At 38.1% G+C, this 17,303-nt stretch carries 17 protein-coding genes; 9 read left to right on the top strand and 8 right to left on the bottom strand.

Annotated features, from left to right (window positions below; translation table 11 throughout):
- Positions 1 to 33 precede the first annotated feature (33 nt).
- Genes ASF92_RS06595 through ASF92_RS06585 form a run of 3 tightly spaced genes read right to left on the bottom strand, consistent with a single transcriptional unit; the run spans position 34 to position 2,480 of the window.
- Positions 34 to 1,299 (bottom strand): aspartate kinase, encoded by a 1,266-nt coding sequence (locus ASF92_RS06595; RefSeq protein WP_056089738.1) that lies wholly within the window; start codon positions 1,297 to 1,299, stop codon positions 34 to 36.
- Between the two features lie 3 nt (positions 1,300 to 1,302).
- Complete coding sequence (locus tag ASF92_RS06590) at positions 1,303 to 1,770, bottom strand: GNAT family N-acetyltransferase (protein ID WP_056089736.1); 468 nt, start codon at positions 1,768 to 1,770, stop codon at positions 1,303 to 1,305.
- Positions 1,771 to 1,778: 8 nt separating this feature from the next.
- Positions 1,779 to 2,480, bottom strand: a complete 702-nt coding sequence (locus tag ASF92_RS06585) for a YggS family pyridoxal phosphate-dependent enzyme (protein WP_056089734.1) — start codon at positions 2,478 to 2,480, stop codon at positions 1,779 to 1,781.
- A gap of 64 nt (positions 2,481 to 2,544) precedes the next feature.
- On the opposite strand from ASF92_RS06585, the gene ASF92_RS06580 reads away from it, so the two are divergent.
- The 5 genes from ASF92_RS06580 (at position 2,545) to ASF92_RS06560 (ending at position 8,324) form a co-directional block, all read left to right on the top strand.
- Positions 2,545 to 2,931 carry a DUF4296 domain-containing protein gene (locus tag ASF92_RS06580; RefSeq protein WP_157263754.1) on the top strand — a complete coding sequence of 129 codons (387 nt, stop codon included), beginning with the start codon at positions 2,545 to 2,547 and terminating at the stop codon, positions 2,929 to 2,931.
- A 1-nt stretch (position 2,932) separates the two neighbouring features.
- Positions 2,933 to 5,311: an endonuclease MutS2 gene (locus tag ASF92_RS06575; RefSeq protein WP_056089726.1), complete on the top strand. Its 2,379-nt coding sequence runs from the start codon at positions 2,933 to 2,935 to the stop codon at positions 5,309 to 5,311.
- A gap of 107 nt (positions 5,312 to 5,418) precedes the next feature.
- Positions 5,419 to 6,507 carry a sorbosone dehydrogenase family protein gene (locus tag ASF92_RS06570; RefSeq protein WP_056089721.1) on the top strand — a complete coding sequence of 363 codons (1,089 nt, stop codon included), beginning with the start codon at positions 5,419 to 5,421 and terminating at the stop codon, positions 6,505 to 6,507.
- Between the two features lie 311 nt (positions 6,508 to 6,818).
- On the top strand, positions 6,819 to 7,520 hold the full coding sequence (locus tag ASF92_RS06565; protein WP_056089718.1) for a CoA transferase subunit A: 702 nt from the start codon (positions 6,819 to 6,821) through the stop codon (positions 7,518 to 7,520).
- Positions 7,521 to 7,661: 141 nt separating this feature from the next.
- On the top strand, positions 7,662 to 8,324 hold the full coding sequence (locus ASF92_RS06560) for a CoA transferase subunit B (RefSeq protein ID WP_056089715.1): 663 nt from the start codon (positions 7,662 to 7,664) through the stop codon (positions 8,322 to 8,324).
- 359 nt (positions 8,325 to 8,683) lie between these two features.
- Here ASF92_RS06560 and ASF92_RS06555 read toward each other — a convergent pair whose 3' ends face one another.
- On the bottom strand, positions 8,684 to 9,175 hold the full coding sequence (locus ASF92_RS06555; protein ID WP_056089712.1) for a hypothetical protein: 492 nt from the start codon (positions 9,173 to 9,175) through the stop codon (positions 8,684 to 8,686).
- A gap of 134 nt (positions 9,176 to 9,309) precedes the next feature.
- Between ASF92_RS06555 and ASF92_RS06550 the strand changes: the two genes are divergently transcribed.
- Positions 9,310 to 9,525, top strand: a complete 216-nt coding sequence (locus ASF92_RS06550; protein WP_056089709.1) for a hypothetical protein — start codon at positions 9,310 to 9,312, stop codon at positions 9,523 to 9,525.
- Positions 9,526 to 9,628: 103 nt separating this feature from the next.
- Here the strand turns inward: ASF92_RS06550 and ASF92_RS06545 are convergent, their stop codons facing one another.
- Positions 9,629 to 10,279 carry a YceH family protein gene (locus ASF92_RS06545; RefSeq protein ID WP_056089706.1) on the bottom strand — a complete coding sequence of 217 codons (651 nt, stop codon included), beginning with the start codon at positions 10,277 to 10,279 and terminating at the stop codon, positions 9,629 to 9,631.
- A gap of 285 nt (positions 10,280 to 10,564) precedes the next feature.
- Here ASF92_RS06545 and ASF92_RS06540 point away from each other — a divergent pair, with 285 nt between their 5' ends.
- From ASF92_RS06540 to ASF92_RS06530, 3 genes are read left to right on the top strand one after another with little or no spacing between them, the layout of a single operon-like run.
- Positions 10,565 to 11,188: a (2Fe-2S)-binding protein gene (locus ASF92_RS06540; protein ID WP_056089703.1), complete on the top strand. Its 624-nt coding sequence runs from the start codon at positions 10,565 to 10,567 to the stop codon at positions 11,186 to 11,188.
- Positions 11,185 to 12,168: a xanthine dehydrogenase family protein subunit M gene (locus ASF92_RS06535; protein ID WP_056089701.1), complete on the top strand. Its 984-nt coding sequence runs from the start codon at positions 11,185 to 11,187 to the stop codon at positions 12,166 to 12,168. Before ASF92_RS06540 ends, ASF92_RS06535 begins: the two co-directional genes overlap by 4 nt.
- 2 nt (positions 12,169 to 12,170) lie before the next feature.
- On the top strand, positions 12,171 to 14,300 hold the full coding sequence (locus ASF92_RS06530) for a xanthine dehydrogenase family protein molybdopterin-binding subunit (protein WP_056089698.1): 2,130 nt from the start codon (positions 12,171 to 12,173) through the stop codon (positions 14,298 to 14,300).
- 82 nt (positions 14,301 to 14,382) lie between these two features.
- Here ASF92_RS06530 and ASF92_RS06525 read toward each other — a convergent pair whose 3' ends face one another.
- From ASF92_RS06525 to ASF92_RS06515, 3 genes are all read right to left on the bottom strand, one after another.
- Positions 14,383 to 15,975 carry a S8 family peptidase gene (locus ASF92_RS06525; RefSeq protein ID WP_056089695.1) on the bottom strand — a complete coding sequence of 531 codons (1,593 nt, stop codon included), beginning with the start codon at positions 15,973 to 15,975 and terminating at the stop codon, positions 14,383 to 14,385.
- A gap of 166 nt (positions 15,976 to 16,141) precedes the next feature.
- Positions 16,142 to 16,735: a DUF4142 domain-containing protein gene (locus tag ASF92_RS06520; protein ID WP_056089693.1), complete on the bottom strand. Its 594-nt coding sequence runs from the start codon at positions 16,733 to 16,735 to the stop codon at positions 16,142 to 16,144.
- 82 nt (positions 16,736 to 16,817) lie between these two features.
- Positions 16,818 to 17,249 carry a GNAT family N-acetyltransferase gene (locus tag ASF92_RS06515; RefSeq protein ID WP_056089691.1) on the bottom strand — a complete coding sequence of 144 codons (432 nt, stop codon included), beginning with the start codon at positions 17,247 to 17,249 and terminating at the stop codon, positions 16,818 to 16,820.
- Between the last annotated feature and the right edge of the window lie 54 nt (positions 17,250 to 17,303).

The raw sequence follows: 17,303 nt of genomic DNA, 5'->3' as shown, positions 1-17,303 counted from the left end.
ATATTTCTTGCCGCGGAGCAATAAAAAATAAGTTTAAGCTTTATTTTTCATTACCATTTGGCAAGTATGTCTGCTTTTTACTTCAAGTAAAATATCTTTGTCAACTGTAACTCTTTCAATAGTTTGCTGGTTATAATATCGAATAGTTACAAGTTCCAAACCTCTATTGTATTTCACTGTAAACTGCGCCGAGAGTGCCTGAGTTAATTCTGCAATCTTTACTTCATTGTCATCCACGCTAACTGAAAAACTAATTGCAGAGTTTAACATCGTATTTATTTTGATTTTATGCTGATGAAAAAGCTCAAATATGTTACTCAGGTTTTCTTCAATTATAAAAGAGTAATCTTTTGGAAAAATCGAAATAAGGGCCTGATTTACTTTGAAAATAAAGGAGGGGACAGGTAATGGATTATTGTCTTTTGTAATAGCTGTTCCGCTACCTTCCGGTTGAATAAATGAACGAACGAAAAGCGGAATCCCTTTATTTTGCAAGGGTTTTATCGTTTTTGGATGGATAACGGTTGCACCGTAATAGGTTAATTCAATTGCATCATGGTAAGAAAGCTGGGGGATTTTTTCTGTTTCATCAAACCATTTAGGGTCGGCATTTAACACGCCTGGAACATCTTTCCAAATGGTTAGAGCTTCTGCATCTAAGCAGGATGCAAAAATTGCTGCCGAATAATCCGAACCCTCTCTGCCTAAAGTTGTTGTATAATTTTCACTCGTGCCGCCAATAAAGCCTTGTGTTACAATAATATTTTGATGTATCAGAGGCAGTAGATCTTTCTGAATGATCTGTTTTGTTTTATCCCAATCCACCTTTCCTTCCCGATAGGTGTTATCAGTTTGGATGTAATTTCTTGCATCAACCCAGAGTGCCTTATTGTTGCTTTCATTTAACCAGGCGGCAATTATTTTGGTTGAAACAACTTCGCCGATAGAGACAATCTGGTCGTAAATATAATCTGGATTGTTCTCAGGCTCATCTTCAATCAACCAATCTATTTCTACAAATGTATTGGCTATATCATCATATACAGCGCTTGCTTTTTCTTCAAATAATTCCTCTATTAAGTTGAAATGAAAATGTTTAACCTCGTCAAGAATTGCATGTACTTTATCAGATTGAGCCAGATAAGCAAATGTGAGCTCCTCTAACTTATTGGTAATTTTTCCCATTGCCGAGATTACAATTAGCAATTCGCCTTTTTTATAATTGCGAACAATATTGGCCAAATTTCTTACACCATCGGCGTCTTTAACAGAGGCACCACCGAATTTAAAAATATCCATAATTTAAAATTCATTAACCTGCTCTTTAGAAAAAGATGCATTTAACCAACCTTCTTCAAGCCGAGCTTTATATTTGTTGTAGAAATTTATTGCAGGTTCATTCCAGTTTAAAACCTGCCATACCATTCCGCTATAATTGCCATTTTTTGTTTCTTCGATTACCTTTTCAAAAAGCACTTTACCAATACCTTTACCCCGGTGTTCTTCGGTTACAATAAAGTCTTCCAAATACAAACGGCAACCTTTCCAGGTAGAATAACGAGTGTAATAAAGTGCGAAACCTACAATTACGCCATCAACCGTTGCAACAAATGCCTTCCAAATCGGGTTTTCCCCAAATCCGGCATCAATAAAATGTTCAAGAGTTACCGTCACTTCTTCAGGCGCGCGTTCATATACCGCGAGTTCATTTATAAGTTCCAGTATTCTCGCACAGTCGTCTTCAACTGCTGTTCTAATAATTAAGTCCATCTCCTATATTAATTTGCCGAAACATCGGCTTTAAAATGTTTGGTAATTCTTTTCCCGAAAATGGCACTTCCTATTCTAACCATCGTGCTTCCCTCTTCAATTGCAATTTTATAGTCTGAACTCATGCCGGTTGATAGCGCTTTAAAATGGTCGTCTTTACGGAAAAAACTTACCTTCAACCCATCGAAAAATACTTTTAACTCATGGAATTCAATAGCAATTTGTTTCTCATTTTTGGTGTTTGTCGCAATCGCCATTAAACCAACTATCCTGATATTTTTAAATTCTGCATATTCATCAGAGCGTAAAAGTTCGATTATCTCGTCGTGTCCTAAGCCAAATTTAGTGTCCTCATCTGCAATATAAACTTGTAAAAGGCAATCTATAACACGTTTATTTTTTGCCGCTTGTTTATTTATTTCTTGTAGCAATTTCAGGCTATCAACACCATGAATCAGGTTAACAAATGGCGCAATGTACTTAACTTTATTGCTTTGTAAATGACCAATCATGTGCCATTCAATATCTTGAGGAAGTTGGGAATGCTTATCAACCATTTCCTGAACATGGTTTTCGCCGAAAACTCTTTGTCCGGCGCTATAAGCTTCCAAAATGGCTTCGGTAGTTTGTGTTTTTGAAACAGCAATCAACTTGACGCCGTCAGATTCCACTTCACTTTTATACTGTTTAAGATTATCAGCTATGCTCATTTATAACTATTTTTGTGTAAAATTAATAACCTTGCCGCAATTTGGGCAATAAATATATTTTAAATTGAAAACGAGAAGATTGATATGTGCTGTAATGGCCCTGGTTGCATTAGCTGGTTGTAGGCAAAAAATGCCACCGAACATTATTGCTCCTGATAAAATGCAAAATATATTATATGATATACATGTAGCTGATGGCTATATTTCTATGATAGCAATGGCAGATTCATCAAGAAAAGTAGCTGCTGCATATTATAAAGGTGTTTATAAAAAATTCGGAATAGATTCTGCAAAATATGCGCAAAGTATGAATTACTATTATAAACATCCTCAAGATTTGGAAAAGATGTATAAGAGTATTGCCCAACGTTTAGGGAAACAGCAAAAAGCCATGGAAAAGGCCGATTCAATAGCTAAATCAAAAAGAAAATTTGTCCCTGCAGTTAAATAGTATGTTATATCCCGAAAATTGTTTAGAACGTTTAGGATTTTTAGAAATCAGGCAGCTAATAAGTAAGCACTGTTTAAGTCCGATGGGACAGGCGATGGTGCAGAAAATGCAGGTAATGAATCGTTTTGACCAGATTGACAAATTTCTTCGTCAGACTAATGAGTTTAAAAGCATTTTGCAAAATCAGGAACCGCTACAAATAAATAGCTTTTTTGATATTAAAGCGCTCGTAGAAAAGATTCGTGTTGAAGGAACCTATTTGCAGGAAGACGAATGGTTTCAGATTTACACGTCGCTTCAGACGGTATTTTCTGTATTGAGATTTTTTGAAGAAAGGGTAGAGGTTTACCCAACTTTGGAAGCATTATTTGAGCATTTGCCGATAGAAAAAAACATCCTTCGGAAAATTGAAAATGTGATTGATGCCAAGGGGAAAATAAAACCAAATGCATCAAAAGAATTACAGGAAATTACGGCCTCCATTTCTAAAGCTGAACAGGATGTGCGTAAACGCATGGATTCTATTTATAAGCAAGCCATTGCAAATAACTGGGTTGCCGACGGCAGTTTAACGATTCGTGACGGCCGGATGTGTATCCCTGTTTTGGCCGAAAATAAGCGAAAGCTTAAAGGTTTTGTTCACGATGAATCTGCAACCGGACAAACGGTTTATATAGAACCTGAAGAGGTTTTCGCACTTAATAATAAACTTCGAGACTTAGAATTCGATAGGCGCAGAGAAATCATAAAGATATTTATTGCATTGACAGATGAATTGAGACCATATTCTCCATTGCTGTTATCATACCATGGTTTTTTAACAAAGTTGGATTTCGTAAGGGCAAAAGCGATGTTCGCCCTCGATATTGAAGCTGAAATGCCGGGTTTGTTAAAGGAGCCCAAAACGAAGTTAATTAATGCAAGACATCCATTATTAACGCTTTCTTTTGCTATAGAAAAGAAAACCGTTACGCCACTAAACATTCATATCGATGCCGAAACACGTGTCGTTTTGGTTTCTGGCCCGAATGCGGGGGGGAAATCTGTTTGTATGAAAACGGTTGGGTTGTTACAGATTATGTTACAAACAGGCTTGTTAATCCCCGTTGATGCCAATTCTGAAGTCGGTATATTTGAAAATATCTTCGCCGATATTGGAGATGACCAGTCTATCGAAAGCGATCTGAGTACATACAGCGCACATTTAAAGAAAATGCGCTACTTCGTGGAACATGCATCCTCAAGAACAATGGTTTTAATTGATGAATTTGGTACGGGTACCGATCCACAATTTGGTGGGCCAATGGCTGAAGCTGTTTTAGAAGTTTTAAATAACAAGAAAGTCCGCGGCGTAATTACAACACACTATTCAAATCTGAAACTTTTTGCAGGTAATACCTCAGGACTGGAAAATGCATCAATGCTTTTCGATAATTCGAAAATGAAACCGTTGTACATTTTGGAAATGGGTAAACCCGGAAGTTCTTATGCCTTTGAAATTGCCCAGAACATTGGTTTGCCTAAAGAAGTTATTGAACTTGCTAGACAAAAAACGGGTTCAAATCAAAATAGGGTAGATACCATGTTGGTTGATTTAGAACGTGAAAAGAAGACGATTTATGATACTAAGGTCAGTCTGGCAAATCAACAAAATAAAGCTAAAAACCTGGTTGCCGAAAATGAAAAACTAAGGGCTTTCCTCGATGAAAATAGACGTATTTTGATTAAAGAAGCAAAACAAGAAGCTCAGAATATTATAAAGAATGCTAATAAGCTTGTAGAAAATACCATAGCTGAAATTAAGGAAAAACAAGCCGATAAGGCAGTTACCAAAGAACTGCGTGATAATCTTCAAAAGGAATTGACTAAAAATACGGTTCCTAAAGAGAAACCGAAACCTCAACCTGTTGTTGTTGGTGGAGAAATAGAAGTAGGGGATTGGGTGAAATTTATTGACAGTGAAACGACTGGGACTGTCCTTGAAATTAACAGAAATGAATTGGTATTAGCAATTGGCGATTTGCGTTCGAATGTTAAAAAGAACCGCGTGCAGAAAATTAGTAATAAAGAAGCAAAAAAGGTGGCGCAAAGTAGTGCTGGTTCTTTCGCCGGAAGAATGAATGAAGCCGTTTCGGGATTTAGATCGGAACTGGATCTCCGCGGAAAAAGAACTGAGGATGCACTTTTTGAAGTTGAGAAATATTTAGACAAAGCCATTATGCTCGGTTTTCCATCTATCAAACTGATTCATGGTAAGGGTGATGGCATTTTAAGGAAAATGATTCGTGAATACCTAAAAAAATACAGTCAGGTGAACAGAATGGAGGATGAACATGCCGATAGAGGCGGAGATGGAATCACTTATGTTTATTTAAATTAGCCTTTAGCCGCCTGCCGGCACCTTTCTCCAAAAGAAAAGGATTCAGGAGCGGGGTTTCTGCTAAAACTATATTGCCATAACGCTGTTATTATGAAAACGTTACAATTATGAAAGCAATTTTTACATCCCTTGTTGTACTCTTATTGTTTACAACTTGCAAAAAAAATAATAATGGTGGAAACGACGGCGGTAATCTGCCTGATGTTGAATTGAAGAACAGGGTAGTTGTTTCAGGGTTACGCTTTCCCTGGGGGATGGTTTATGGACCTGACAGCTTTATTTGGTATACAGAAAGGGGCGGAAAAATTAGCCGGTTAAATCCAGCCAACGGTCAAACTTCGACTTTATTAACCATTTCTGAAGTTCGGGAGAATGGGGAGGGCGGTTTACTTGGGATTGTACTAAATCCTGATTTTTCAACAAATCCCTGGGTATATGTAGCTTACAATTACGGAAATAGTTACAAGGAAAAAATTGTCCGTTATACTTATGCTGGTGGGGCACTTACGAATCCGATAACAATAATCGATAATATTGGTGCGTCTTCAATTCATAACGGGTCGAGATTATTAATTGTTGGTGGAAAGCTTTTTATTTCAACAGGAGATGCTGCTGATACTAACACCCCTCAAAATGTTAATTCAACTTCAGGGAAGATTCTAAGAGTGAATCTGGATGGCTCTATTCCTTCTGATAACCCATATGCAAATAATCCTGTTTGGTCTTACGGACACCGCAACCCTCAAGGTTTAGTGCAGGTTGGTAATAAAATATTCTCGTCAGAACATGGTCCAGATTCAGATGATGAAATTAATGTCATCGAAAAAGGCAGGAATTATGGTTGGCCAAATATCAAAGGCTTTTGCAATGAGGCTGCTGAGCAATCTTTTTGTTCCGCAAATAACATCGCCCAACCCTTAATTGCCTGGACACCGACTATAGCTCCAAGTGGTGTGGCCTATTACAATTCAGATTATATTCCGCAGTTTAAAAATTCTTTGTTGCTGGCAGTATTAAAAAACACGAAATTAATGCAGCTTAAATTGGACGATGCTCAAACAAAAATTGACGGAACTAAAGATTTCTATGTAAATGCCTATGGTAGAATGAGGGATGTTTGTGTGTCCCCGGAAGGTAAAATATATGTTTGTACCAGTAATGGAAATGATGATAAAATTATAGAAATATATAAATAACTATTTTTTATCCTTACCTGGGCATTTTTTACAACGCTTACCTTTTTTATATTTTTCGCAGCATTTTTTGTGTTCTGCTGTGCAACTAAATATAAAGCCAATTCCCTTTTGAAATTCAGGGTCGGTTGGGATTCTGAAATCTCCGTTATCTCTTTCGTTAAACATCTGATTACAAAGGTAGAGTAATTTAGATTAATTCCAATTTATTATTCCTCAAAGGTGTTTTATAGCAATTACCGCCGGGCACCCATTTAAGTTTTAAAAAGCTATTTGCTTTCTGTATTTTAGAGGCCTAACCAAAAATTCGTAAAATGATAAATAAAGTTGTATCAGGAGCTGAGGAAGCCATTCGGGATATTCCTGACGGGGCTACCATTATGTTGGGCGGTTTCGGTTTATGTGGTATTCCGGAGAACTGCATTAATGCTTTAGTGATCAAGAAAACTAAAAATTTAATTTGTATTTCGAATAACGCTGGGGTAGATGATTTCGGAATTGGACGAATGCTAAAGCAACGCCAGGTTAAAAAAATGATATCATCCTATGTTGGAGAAAATGCAGAGTTTGAGCGACAACTTTTGAGTGGGGAACTGGAAGTAGATTTAATTCCACAAGGTACATTAGCAACCAGATGCCTAGCAGCAGGTTACGGGATGCCGGCAATTTTCACGCCTGCGGGTGTAGGAACTGAGGTAGCCGAAGGAAAAGAGGTAAGAAATTTTGATGGAAAGGATTATTTAATGGAATATGCCTTTGATGCCGATTTTGCAATCGTTAAAGCATGGAAAGGCGATACTGCCGGTAACCTGATTTTCCGTTCAACCAGTAGGAATTTTAATCCGGTAATGGCTATGGCAGGAAAAATAACCATTGCAGAGGTGGAGGAACTTGTTGAGGCAGGTGAATTGGACCCGGATCATATTCACACGCCAGGAATTTATGTTCACAGGATTTTTCAGGGAAAAGACTACGAAAAGCGGATTGAACAAAGAACTGTCAGAAAAGCGCAGTAGTTCATTACTCCATGTTTGTTGTTTATGGTTTATTTGTTCTTATGAAAAAAGAATTCTGGCCGCATCACCATTAACCACGGAATATAAAAATAAATCAATTAACAATTTATCAAATCAATTTTAAAACCGCTCGTTTATAGAATGGCTTTTACAAAAGAAGAAATCGCACAACGTATTGCTAGAGAAATAAAAGATGGTTATTATGTAAACCTGGGTATTGGAATTCCAACCCTCGTTGCAAATTATATACCGAAGAACATTAATATCGTATTACAATCTGAAAATGGTTTATTAGGTATGGGGCCTTTCCCATTTGAAGGCGAAGAAGATGCCGATCTGATTAATGCCGGAAAGCAAACCATAACCACTTTACCGGGCTCCTCTATATTTGATTCCGCGATGAGTTTTGGCATGATTAGGGCTCAGAAAGTTGACTTAACTATTTTAGGTGCGATGGAAGTTTCTGAATACGGAGATATTGCCAATTGGAAAATTCCCGGAAAAATGGTAAAAGGAATGGGAGGTGCGATGGATTTGGTTGCCTCTGCGAAGAATATAATTGTTGCAATGCAACATGTGAATAAGGCAGGGGAAAGTAAATTATTGCCTAAATGTAGTTTACCATTAACAGGTGTAAAGTGCATCAAAAAAATCGTAACCGAGCTCGCCGTACTTGATGTATTGCCCGAGGGTGGATTTAGATTACTGGAACGTGCGCCTGGTGTTAGCATAGACCATATCAGACAATCTACTTTAGGAAGGTTGGTTATAGAAGGTGAAGTGCCGGAAATGAAATTAGATTAGCTCTTGGAATGGATCCAATGGCTAAACTAAACTTTCATATTATTTCCATAGAACATCATAAATGGCACATGTTTATCTGAGTGAAGCTATTTTTAAATACGCTGCGACCAGTTTACAGCTATCGGTGCTGTAGTATGTAGATAATGGTAGATAGCGCAAACTTTCCAAAATCATGGGATTGACCATTCAGTTTGCCTTTTTTCTGCTGAGATTGAAACCAGGAATAACTTCGAAATTTCAATCATAAATCACGTTTAAGGCCAATCGATAGCTGAAGTAATTTATTACTGATTTTACCGCCAATAACCAATCATAAGTTATTGCATTAATCCAGAAAATCTATTATTTTGACTTTGATTCTAATTTTGGATTGTGAAAATTGCATTATTGGAGATTTTTAATCCACTTATGGCGCTGGAGTTATAATGAACCGTGTATTTTTTTCCTGCTTCCAGTTGGTAAGCTTTCCGAAGATCAACATTAGCAACGAGGGTGTCCTTTGGGTTTACCGTTAGGTAACTGTCTATCGGCGGCGGCATCATTCTCTTTGCCATTGGTCCGGTATATGCAGCTTCATTTCCTTGCTCATCTTTGATATCAAGATATTTGCTCATCAATGGCTCAAACGGGGTATGCCATTTGCAAAAAGATTTACCAGTTGAGTTTTCATTATGTATGACAAATCTTAAATTAACTTTTTGTCCGGCCTTTATGATATTTACGCTCGATAGGGTAACATATAAAGAATCTCTTGAAGTACTAGAGGATTCTTCTGTTTTTATAGTACGTACTTTTTGACTACAGCCTGCAAGTGCTATTAGCAATGCCGGTATAATAATTTTTAATTTCATCGTATCAGTTTTAGTTCGAAAACGATCGATTAGGATTAAATGCTACACCTGGATTTTAAGTCTAAGATTAACAGGTATTTAATTTTTATACTGATACTATCGTAAAGTTAAACCAGGTAAGGTGAACAGGATAAATGCAGACGGCAGATGGGAGTGTATCTAAAATTCCTTTACCTGGTGGCGTAACCACATCAATATCGGGTATTGGGATGTTCTACCCTGATAAAACAAATTCCCAGGGCGTTGGTGTCAAAATTGACTATGAAGTGAGGCCGACCATAGATGGGCTAAAAGCAGGTGTCGATGAAATACTTGAGAAAGCGATCAGCATAATTCGCCGTCGAAGTTGAATTGGCAGCAATTCATTTCATGTTAATGCCTTTAAGGTCAATTCGGATGCCGCTCAAATGTATTTTTATTGGATGTCCAAATGTGAACTTAAGGGTTATAGCGTTACTTGTCCATTAAAAGGCTAACCAGCTCTTTTAATTCCTCAACCTCTTGTTCTAATTTGGTGATACGATTTTCTAATTCCTCATTCGAATGGGAAATTATTGACTGTGCTGTTTGTGGTTGTTGTTCTTCATCCTCCGGTTGTTCACCGAGCAAATGAATAAATCTTGCTTCCTTTTGACCAGGTTTTTTTGGCAAAAGTTGTACAAAAGCAGGTTCCTCATCAGACAGTTTTCGTAATTGCTCCAAGATTTCCTCAATGCTTTCAAATTCATAAAGTCGGCCAGAATTACTATTAATTTCCCCAGGAGTTAATGGTCCACGTAAGAGTAAAAGGCAAAGGATAGAGAGTTCTGATGGTACCAGGGGATAAACAATACCTAGATTATGCTTGTATTTAATCACTCTGCTTGAACCGCCTGTTGCAGTGGATATCAAGCCCTTAATTTTTAAGGAATTTAAAGTGAGTATAACGGTTTCTTCATCATAATTGACTACCGGATTTCTAGCACTTTTTTGATTACACGCTGCGGTTAAACTGTTTAAAGTCATAGGGTAATAATCAGGCGTGGTTCTACTTTTCTCCATTAACGAACCTAAAACGCGTTGTTCTTCTGCAGATAAATCGGGTAGCGGTTTAACATCTTCCATTTGATAAAAATAGAAATTGAGTTAACATTTACGAAATTATTTTGTTATAAAGAGATTCTTCTTTAATCACAGGAATGCAGGTCAACTTTAAAACCTTTGAATCTGCTCTTCTGACGGTAAATTTCTCAACCTCTGTTGAATTCCGGCTTAGATTGCTTACACTTTCTGCATGGGAATTGGTTACACAAATTTTACTGGATAGAATAATTCTAAATTTCTTAATTAAGGTAATTTACGATTTAGATTGACGAACTTTAAGAGCAACAACAATTCAAAACATATTCTATGCAATCATCTGATAAGGAACCAAATCTGGGCGATTCAAGAAGGGATTTTCTCAAGAAAAGCTCCCTGATTACCGCCATCGCCTTAACACCATCAGTGGCTGTCAAAGCTGCAGAAAACCAGGCTGATGAGCGTTTTGCCGAACTTTTCGAAAAAATTCCGCTTAATCTTACCGTAAATAATAAAGCTTATACAACATCTATTGAGCCGAGGGTAACGCTTTTGGATTATCTGCGTGAAGAACTTCATTTAACGGGAACTAAAAAAGGTTGTGACCATGGTCAGTGTGGTGCTTGTACCGTTCATGTAGACGGGGAGCGTGTAAATTCTTGTTTAAGCCTCGCGGTAATGAATGAGGGAAAGAAAATTACTACAATTGAAGGCTTGGCAACTGGAACAGAATTACATCCTATGCAGGCTGCATTTATTAAACATGATGGGTTTCAGTGCGGTTATTGTACCCCGGGACAAATCATGTCTGCTGTCGCTTGTGTAAATGAGGGGCATACAAGTTCGAGAGCAGAGATCAGTGAATATATGAGTGGAAATATTTGTCGTTGTGGTGCGTATCCAAATATAGTTGACGCAATTGTTGAGGTTTCGAAAGGGGGAAAAAAGGCATGATAAACTTTCAATATTTAAGAACCACTTCGGTAAAAACGGCATTATCTTTATTGGCAAAGGATAAGAATTCTAAGTTTCTGGCGGGGGGCACAAACCTGGTCGATTTAATGAAGAGAGGGGTTACCACACCAGAAAAATTAATAGATATTAACCATGTTCCTTTAAAACAGATTGAACTTATTGGTAATAAAATTATTATTGGTGCTTTGGCCTCAAATACAGCTGTTGCAGAAAATACATTGATACGAGAAAAACTCCCTCTACTTGCAATGGCTTTAAATGCTGGTGCATCTGCTCAATTAAGGAACGTGGCTACAGTTGGTGGTAATATGATGCAAAGAACACGTTGCGGCTATTTCTACGATACCGAAATGCCTTGCAACAAACGTCAGCCTGGTTCGGGCTGTGGTGCAATCGGCGGTTTCAATAGAATGCATGCTATTTTAGGTACATCAGACAAATGTATAGCTGTTCATCCGAGCGATATGTGTGTTGCGTTAACGGCTTTGGATAGTGTTGTCGTGCTTGCAAACGCCAAGGGTGAACGCAAAATGTTATTTAAAGATTTTCATCGCCTGGCAGGAGATACGCCTCAGTTAGACAATAATTTGAAAGCTGATGAAATGATAGTTCGTTTGGAAATCCCGACAAATAATCTTATTAAAAATTCTCATTATTTAAAGGTTAGAGATCGGGCATCTTACGCTTTTGCGTTAGTTTCTGTAGCTGCTGCATTGGAAATTTCGGATAACAAAATAACTGACGTTCGCCTGGCGATGGGTGGCGTTGCACATAAACCCTGGCGCTTAACGGCTTCAGAAAACTTTTTGAAGGGGAAAGAGGCAACAACTGAAAACTTTGAACAAGCTTCAAAACTGGCAATGACTGATGCCAAAGGATTCGGAGAAAATGATTTCAAGCTCCAAATGGCTCCCAATTCAATTATTGAAGCATTAACCATAGCAAAATCTAAAGCTTAACCATGGAGAGACGACTTTTAAAAGATGAAAATGACCGTGTAGATGGCATTTTCAAGGTTACAGGGAAAGCTAAATACTTCGCGGAATATGAATTGCCCGGATTAGCTTACGGCGTTTTAGTAACCAGTACCATTACTAAAGGTAAAATAATTTCGCTCGATACGAAAGCTGCTGAAAAAGCACCCGGCGTGATTTCTGTGTTATCGCATTTAAACAAACCAGCAGCTCCCGCGTACGAACAAGAGGGCGGGCCTGCAATGAAGATTTTTTATACAGATAAAATCTTTTTTAACGGACAGCCGATAGCGATCGTAGTTGCAAATACTTTCGAACGGGCAACATATGCTGCATCATTAGTTAAGGCTACTTATGCAAAAGAAGATTTTAATACCAATTTTGAGAAGGCTGTCATTGATGCAAAAGCTAAAAAACTTCAAGGCCAGCCAGATTATAAGAGAGGCATAGAAAACGCCTATAAAACTGCTGAAGTTCAAATTGAGGCAAAATACCACCTTCCAATCGAAACGCATAACCCAATGGAATTGCACGGTATAATTGCGGATTGGCGACCGAATAATCAGGTAACCGTTTACGCGAAAACGCAAGGTGTAAAAGCGACGCAAGGTACCATTGCTAATGTTTTTAAAATTCCAATTGAGAATATTCAGGTAAATTCTGAGTTTGTTGGTGGTGGTTTTGGTATGGCCTTAAGAACCTGGCCTTTGGAAATTGCTACTGTTATGGCATCCAGGCATATCGGTAAACCGGTGAAAGTAGTGATCACGCGTATGCAGATGTTTACGATGGTCGGCAATCGTCCCGCGGCTGTACAAACTATTGGTTTGGGTGCCAATAGAGACGGAATTTTAACAGGAATAACACATAGAGCTTTTGGTGAAACCTCCGTTTATGAAAACTTCACAGAAGGTGTTGTAAATATGGCGAAGTTCATGTATCAGTGCGATAACGTAAATACCCAATACACGGTCGTTCCAGTGGATTTAAGCGTACCCATCTGGATGCGCGGACCAGGTGAGGCAACTGGTGCTTTTGCATTGGAAAGCGCTATTGATGAAATGGCCCACGCGTTAGATATGGACCCAATTGAATTCAGGATTAAAAATGACCCGGAGAAGGACCAACAGCGAAACAAGCCATTTTCAGACAAAAATATTAAAGAAGCTTACCGGATTGGTGCTCAGAAAATTGGTTGGAAAGAACGTAGAAATAAACCAGGAAGTTTAGTTGACGGACAATGGAAGATGGGTTATGGGGTGAGTATTGGTGTTTTCAATGCGAACAGGGGCAGAGCCAGTGTAAAAGGGATTTTGAAAGCCGATGGAACATTGGTTTTACAAAGCGCAACCAGCGATATAGGCCCTGGAACGGGAACCGGAATGACTTTAATTGCAAGTAAACTATTAGGCATTCCTGTAGATAAAATCAAATTTGAATTAGGCGATTCTTCATTACCTCCTGCGCCAAGTCAGGGAGGTTCGGCTACTCTTTCTACCGTTGGATCGGCTGTGAATGATGTTTGTTCAAGCTTGAAATCTACAATTTCAGAATTAGCTGCTAATTCGAATATGGATGCAACTTCAAATTTTGTAGATGTATTAAAGAAAAACAATTTACCATCTATTGAAATTACGAAACAAAGCCAGGCCGGTAAGGAACGTGAAGAATATTCGATGTATTCTTTTTCCATTCACTTTGTCAAAGTAAAGGTAAACAGTTTAACCGGGGTAGTGAAGGTTGATAAAATCGTATCAGTTGGCGACTCAGGGAAAATTGTCAGTCCTAAAACTGCCAGAAGCCAAATGGTTGGCGGTGCCGTTGGTGGCATCGGAATGGCTTTAACAGAAGAGGCTATCTTAGACCACCGTTATGGAAGGTACATTAATAATAATTTTGCAGATTACCATGTTCCTGTAAATGCAGATGTGCCTGAAATCGAGGTTCATTTTATCGACAAACCTGATCCGCATATTAATCCGATGGGCGCAAAAGGTATGGGTGAGATTGCCTTAATTGGTTTCTCTGCCGCCGTGGCCAATGCTGTTTTTAATGCCACAGGAAAAAGAATCAGGACCTTACCAATTACACCCGACAAAATTCTGGCAAGCGTTTAACATGCTGAAATTGCGAAATATTAAAGGCGAACCAATTTGGTTCGCCTTTAATATTTGGGCTAACTGTATTCTTCGAATTTCTTTAGTACGTGGCAGCCAATTTTAACGCATTATAAGCGTTAACTACTCCGCCACTAATCGACAAATCAGCAAAAGGAACAGAAACTTTTGGCGCATCAGGACCTTCACCTTTAGAATAGTCTACATTGTGGTTAACTTTAATTACTGATTTCACAATAATTTCTTTAACCTGTGCTGCGGTTAATTTTGGGTAATAAGAACGGATGAGGCCAGCCAAACCTGCAACCACGGGTGAAGCCATGCTTGTACCATCTAAGTCTTTATATTTAGAATCCGGAACGGTTGAGTATATCTTAACTCCTGGCGCAAACACATCGACCTGGGTTTTGCCAAAGTTTGAAAAACTTGCTTTAAGGGTTTCATTATCATTAGGACCTGAAGCGCCAACCGTAATCCACGATGCAATCGTTTTTTCATCTAAATCTTTATGGTTGGGAAAGTTATTTTCGGTATCAATATCCTTATTTTCATTACCTGCCGCCTGAACAATTAATACATCCTTCGACGCAGCATATTTCATGGCTTCATTTACGACAGCTTTATTCCAGCTGTATGCTTTTCCAAAGCTCATGTTTATTACTTTTGCGCCGTTATCAACCGCATAACGAATGGAATTTGCAACATCTTTATCGCGTTCATCTCCATTAGGTGTACAACGAACGCCCATGATTAGAACGTTATCTGCCACACCTTTGATGCCAAGTTTGTTTGTTCTGTCGGCGCCTATAATGCCAGCCACATGTGAACCATGCATCGCATCCGGACCTTTCACATCATTGTTTCCGTAATATTTCTCGTTGTCATTATTCGGGTCGTCGCCAACAACATCGCGCGGGTTATAATCGAGATTTAAATTGTAATTGGCTTTTTCTGAATAATATTTTAAGCCTTCGGTAATCTGGTCGGCATAGAAATCAGTAAAGCTGCCTTTTTTTAGCTCTTCTGATAAAACTTCCTGAATACGGGCATCCGCATTAGATCCAGGTTTAAATTTTGCAAAATCCTCAGCGGTTGGATTTGCCTTTCCTATTTTTTTTACAACAGCATCCATCGCATTTTTGAAACCCGTTAAGCCTGCTAAATTTGCATTAGCTTCACCAAGTTGTTTTTCTAAATCAGAACGCATCACTTTAAATGCTTCGTAGTCCTTCTTATCTTTCTCTGCAACATTTGCATCAGTCGTAGTTGCAAATCTCGCCATATCACGACGAACCAAGCGAGTTAATTCTAGGGTCTCATGATCAACAGAACCTTTAGGACCTCCGATGAAATTCCATCCATGGATATCATCCACGTATCCGTTTTTATCATCATCCTTACCATTGCCGGCAATTTCTTTCGTGTTAACCCACATTACCCGTTTTAAATCCTCATGTTTATCGTCGACGCCACCATCATTAACAGCAACAATTACTTTTGTAGATTTTTTACCCTTAAGGAGTTCCTTGTAGGCCTTTTCAGTGCTGATTCCGAACACAGAATCGGTCTTCAAATCCAGATTTTGCCAGTTCGCTTTTTGAGCAACAGCAAGAAACGGTGACAAAATTATAACTGCGCAACTCAGCAGTATATTAAAAATTTTACGCTTATTCATTTGTGTTTTTTTGTTAATTAACGGCAAAATATAGGTTTAATTTTCTTAATTATAAAAACTTAACCGAAAATGATTTTCCCGGAACAATTGATTTTGATTTGTTGAGTAAACAAAAAGCAGAATCCGTTTTAATGAATTCTGCTTTACTTAACTTTTAAATTATTTATTATTTGACCTTTAAAGCGAGTTGCTTTGCTTTTTCTGTATGGCCTTCGATTACAGCTAAAGTATTTGTAGCCCAGGTTTTTAAAGATGCATCTTTATTTTGCTTACCTTGTTCAAAAAGTTTAACCGTTTTTTCATGATCGGTAACCATCATGGCGACATAATGTTTGTCAAATTCATTTCCATTCATCTTTTTCATGGCGTCCATGTGAATTTGTTCATCAGCAGGCAAAGCATCGGGCGTAATTATTTTCTTTTTTGCAGCTAAATCTTTTAGTTCTTTGTTTGCTTTTGTATGGTCGGTAAGCATCTGTTGTGCGAAATTTTTTACCTCAGCACTATTTGCATTTGTGAGGGCAATTTTTGCTGCTTCAACTTCCATAATACCACCAACAGCTGCTTTTTTTAAGAACGTAGCACCATCATCATCTAATGCAGTTTCAGTACTTTCTGATCCCGCAACATGAACACCGTTAACCATAGTCGTATCACCTGAGACGCTGTCTTTTGTGGTAGAAGATTTTTTATCTGCTTCCTGACAAGCCTGAAGAGTTATGATTGCGGAAAGGGCTACACCTAAGAATATCTTTTTCATCGTTTTTTATTTTGTTTGATTAGAAAACAAGAAAGCCGTAAAAAGGTTTTCAGCAGGATATAGTTGGCTAAACTCTTTCTTTTTAGTAAATGTTTTCTACAACAATTGCCATTTGCCTTTCGGGATTTTTTAGCGAAGAGAAGCCAAATTGGCGGTACAATTCATGAGCATCTAAAGTTGCCAACTGATAGCGGCGTAATCCCTGCAAATCGGGGTGAAAAATCATGAAAGCCATAAGTTTTTTCGATAAGCCCAAACCGCGGTAATTCTGTGTTACATAAACGTCGCATAAGTAAGCGAAAGTTGCTTTATCTGTTACCCAGCGGGCGAACCCTATTTGTTCATTATCTTTATATATGCCAAAACAAAGTGAATTTTCAATTGATTTTTTTACGGTTTCTAATGGAATGTTTTTTGCCCAGTACGATTCCTTACTTAAAAAATGATGAACAGCGTTGATTTTGAGAAGTTCCTTGTTATCCGAAAATATAAATCCGTTTTCACTTATTTCCATAGCTAAAATGTAAAAGGTAAAATGTAACACGGAATACTATCATCATCATTTCAA

This window comes from Pedobacter sp. Leaf176 (assembly GCF_001424305.1).
In the GTDB taxonomy this organism is placed as follows: domain Bacteria; phylum Bacteroidota; class Bacteroidia; order Sphingobacteriales; family Sphingobacteriaceae; genus Pedobacter.
Note: the sequence above shows the minus strand (reverse complement) of the source record. Positions and strands in the feature narration are given on the sequence as shown.

Excerpts from the sequence above, each read along its gene's own strand:
- ASF92_RS06555 (WP_056089712.1), bottom strand. The coding sequence starts at position 9,175 with ATGAAATTAAAAATTATTATACCGGCATTGCTAATAGCACTTGCAGGC.
- ASF92_RS06560 (WP_056089715.1), top strand. The coding sequence starts at position 7,662 with ATGGCTTTTACAAAAGAAGAAATCGCACAACGTATTGCTAGAGAAATA.
- ASF92_RS06595 (WP_056089738.1), bottom strand. The coding sequence starts at position 1,299 with ATGGATATTTTTAAATTCGGTGGTGCCTCTGTTAAAGACGCCGATGGT.
- ASF92_RS06540 (WP_056089703.1), top strand. The coding sequence starts at position 10,565 with ATGCAATCATCTGATAAGGAACCAAATCTGGGCGATTCAAGAAGGGAT.
- ASF92_RS06525 (WP_056089695.1), bottom strand. The coding sequence starts at position 15,975 with ATGAATAAGCGTAAAATTTTTAATATACTGCTGAGTTGCGCAGTTATA.
- ASF92_RS06515 (WP_056089691.1), bottom strand. The coding sequence starts at position 17,249 with ATGGAAATAAGTGAAAACGGATTTATATTTTCGGATAACAAGGAACTT.
- ASF92_RS06590 (WP_056089736.1), bottom strand. The coding sequence starts at position 1,770 with ATGGACTTAATTATTAGAACAGCAGTTGAAGACGACTGTGCGAGAATA.
- ASF92_RS06535 (WP_056089701.1), top strand. The coding sequence starts at position 11,185 with ATGATAAACTTTCAATATTTAAGAACCACTTCGGTAAAAACGGCATTA.
- ASF92_RS06575 (WP_056089726.1), top strand. The coding sequence starts at position 2,933 with ATGTTATATCCCGAAAATTGTTTAGAACGTTTAGGATTTTTAGAAATC.
- ASF92_RS06550 (WP_056089709.1), top strand. The coding sequence starts at position 9,310 with ATGCAGACGGCAGATGGGAGTGTATCTAAAATTCCTTTACCTGGTGGC.
- ASF92_RS06530 (WP_056089698.1), top strand. The coding sequence starts at position 12,171 with ATGGAGAGACGACTTTTAAAAGATGAAAATGACCGTGTAGATGGCATT.
- ASF92_RS06570 (WP_056089721.1), top strand. The coding sequence starts at position 5,419 with ATGAAAGCAATTTTTACATCCCTTGTTGTACTCTTATTGTTTACAACT.
- ASF92_RS06565 (WP_056089718.1), top strand. The coding sequence starts at position 6,819 with ATGATAAATAAAGTTGTATCAGGAGCTGAGGAAGCCATTCGGGATATT.
- ASF92_RS06545 (WP_056089706.1), bottom strand. The coding sequence starts at position 10,279 with ATGGAAGATGTTAAACCGCTACCCGATTTATCTGCAGAAGAACAACGC.
- ASF92_RS06585 (WP_056089734.1), bottom strand. The coding sequence starts at position 2,480 with ATGAGCATAGCTGATAATCTTAAACAGTATAAAAGTGAAGTGGAATCT.
- ASF92_RS06520 (WP_056089693.1), bottom strand. The coding sequence starts at position 16,735 with ATGAAAAAGATATTCTTAGGTGTAGCCCTTTCCGCAATCATAACTCTT.